Genomic DNA, 1,748 nt, shown 5'->3' with positions numbered 1-1,748 from the left:
CAAGGACTGATCGCCCCCTCATGGCCAACAGGGACGAACCCCAGGAAGTGCTGACGCCGATAACAAGTCCGGCTCATTGCAAGCCGATCGAACGTTTGGCGCTGCTTCCTACCACGCGGAACCCATGACGGCACGGGCTCAAGCAGCCCACACACGATGCCGGATATACGACCGCAGGCGTTGCTCTTGAAGCCAACAACAGTGATCAGGGCCTTGTCGTTGGAGAGGAGTCCATATACGACCTGTTAGACCTCAAGGCGCCGGCGTGCCTCACGGCCGGATGAGCTTGTAATAGGACCGACCGCCCTTCTTATGATGCTGCAGACGTCCGTCGTCCTCAAGCATCCGTGCGAAGGTTGCGAACAGCCACCCCTTCTGGCCCTTCGGGTTCTTCGAGTTCTTCGGAACGGCGCTGAAATTGATCTCCAAACCGTCGTTCACGTCAGTCGCAGGGACGAGACGGTCGGCGTACAAGGATTCGCGCTCCTGCATGAATGCGAACACTTCGTCGCAGCATTCCTTCAAGAGAGCGTGGATCTTGTCTTTTGAGTGCATCTCATCCCCTGTACCTGAATTTCTGAGGTCTAACGTACAAATGACCGGCGGATAGTAGGCCGGCGAAAGCCAGCCGATAGGACGTCCGTGTCGATTGCCATGTTAGACCTCATCGCCTGGCCTTTCGCGACAGCTCTCGCAGCCGGGCGAGTGCTTCGACAGAGCCGATTCTCCCGGCGTGCACATACTCCTTCCCCTGCGCGTCCTCGTCCGAACAGAGCCAAGCCAGAATTTCCTCAGCGAGCAATCGGTGCGGCGCAATTCGGTCGGCGTGCCTTTCAAGCAGTCTGAGTTCCTCCGCATCGGACTCATGGCCATCTAGGGCGAAGCGCCAGTAGAAATTCTCGTACGAGTCGCAGAAGCTCGCGAACGAGATTTCCCCAGCGGTGCAGCGACGAATGAGATCGTCGTAGCGTGCGAGGGTGGCGAGAAGGTCAGCCTCTGATGCGAACATGACCATACGTGAGGTCTAACGTGAAGGTGACCGGCACGTTGCGGCAAGGGGCCGCACGGTGCACGAATTACCACGGCATCGTGCGGACCCTTGCCGCAGCGCGTCCGAGTCGACCGACCTGTTATGCCGCATGTACTTCATGAGCAGACACCTTGGGCGCAGGAATACCAAACCACGCCCACCAGGTCGACAGCCAGCACCACGGCAGCGCACACGATTACGCCCACCAGCTTATGACGGAGTTGACCCGGGCCCCACATCCCGAAGTACACAACTGCCGCAAAGCTTACGAAGAACGGCAGCCAGTACCAGTCGGATTTAGCGGGCACGTGCAGTACGTGAATGAAGAGAAGAAGCAGAGCAGCGTAAACCGCGACACCTCCGAGAATGACGCGGACGGACTTCATGCGGCATAACGTCGGAGTTGACCGGCGACCAGAGGAGAGGTCCGCCGCGAAGCGAAGGACCGCCGCCGGGCGTCCGCGTCGAATGATGGGATGGACTCCTCTCGTTTTTCGCGCCAGATTGGCGCACTGGTCTTCATTGGCGTGGGGATCAGGTCTTCAACGAAAGGAGTCCGACATGGATGCTACAACCGTCGCCGTCGATCTTGCAAAGACTGTTTTCCAGGTGGCCGAGGCTGATGCGCAAGGGCGCCTCGTTGGCTCGCATCGGCTGACCCGCGCGCAGTTCGAGCGCTTCTTTGGCAACCGCACGGCCGCACAAGTCGTGATGGAAG

Annotated in this window: 3 protein-coding genes; all 3 read right to left on the bottom strand. The window is 59.3% G+C overall.

Features of this window, described 5'->3' with window-relative positions; all coding sequences use genetic code 11:
• Window positions 1–270: 270 nt before the first annotated feature.
• Complete coding sequence (locus AC1DSA_RS26070; RefSeq protein ID WP_477894182.1) at window positions 271–555, bottom strand: hypothetical protein; 285 nt, start codon at window positions 553–555, stop codon at window positions 271–273.
• 109 nt (window positions 556–664) lie between these two features.
• Entirely contained in the window at window positions 665–1,015 is a 351-nt protein-coding gene (locus AC1DSA_RS26065) for a hypothetical protein (protein ID WP_477894181.1), read from the bottom strand.
• 131 nt (window positions 1,016–1,146) lie between these two features.
• A complete protein-coding gene (locus AC1DSA_RS26060; protein WP_477894179.1) occupies window positions 1,147–1,416 on the bottom strand; it encodes a hypothetical protein in 270 nt (89 codons plus the stop codon).
• Window positions 1,417–1,748: the final 332 nt, after the last annotated feature.

This window comes from Ramlibacter sp. P4_H7, from assembly GCF_056400765.1.
This window is presented reverse-complemented; position numbering and strand designations above follow the sequence as displayed.

Bases quoted from the DNA above. Each gene is read 5' to 3' on its own strand.
- AC1DSA_RS26070 (WP_477894182.1), bottom strand. From the start codon at position 555: ATGCACTCAAAAGACAAGATCCACGCTCTCTTGAAGGAATGCTGCGAC.
- AC1DSA_RS26065 (WP_477894181.1), bottom strand. From the start codon at position 1,015: ATGGTCATGTTCGCATCAGAGGCTGACCTTCTCGCCACCCTCGCACGC.
- AC1DSA_RS26060 (WP_477894179.1), bottom strand. From the start codon at position 1,416: ATGAAGTCCGTCCGCGTCATTCTCGGAGGTGTCGCGGTTTACGCTGCT.